Source organism: Cryptosporangium phraense (assembly GCF_006912135.1).
GTDB lineage: Bacteria > Actinomycetota > Actinomycetes > Mycobacteriales > Cryptosporangiaceae > Cryptosporangium > Cryptosporangium phraense.
Map to the genome: position 1 here is coordinate 1 of NZ_VIRS01000083.1, position 537 is coordinate 537.

Sequence of the window (537 nt, forward strand, 5' to 3'; positions counted from 1 at the left end):
GGGCTCAGAACCCCGGAAAGTCGTCAGCCCCCGTCAGCTCACTCGGGTGGTGGCGGCCGTGTCCGGTGTTCCGTCGTAGTTGGTGTCGGCTACGGCGGTGTCGGTGTAGCCGTCTCCGTCGGTGTCGGTGGAGGCGTAGTCGATCTGGCCGTCGTAGTTGGTGTCGGCGACGTAGGTGTCGGCTTGGCCGTCGTAGTTGGTGTCGACGACGGCGTGGTCGATGCTGCCGTCCTGGTTGGCGTCGACGCCGGTCCAGTCGACGGTGTCGTCGTCGTTGGTGTCGCCGGCGGCGCGGTCGAGGATGCCGTCGCCGGTGGTGTCTTTCCAGTAGGTGTCGGCGTCGCCGTCGTAGTCGTCGTCGTAGGTGGCGTCGTCGACGATGCCGTCGTGGTTGTAGTCGTGGGCGACGAAGTCGATGACGCCGTCGTTGTTCTGGTCGGCGGTGATGGTGACGCTGCCGTCGGCGTTTTCCGAGTAGTTGACATCGTCGTAGTGGCCGTCGCCGTCGACGTCGACGTTGGTCTCGTAGTCGCTCAT

General features: G+C 65.4%; 1 pseudogene. It reads right to left on the minus strand.

The features are described 5' to 3' along the window. Window positions 1-33: 33 nt before the first annotated feature. A pseudogene (locus tag FL583_RS40690) lies at window positions 34-537 on the minus strand (hypothetical protein); the annotation flags it as partial.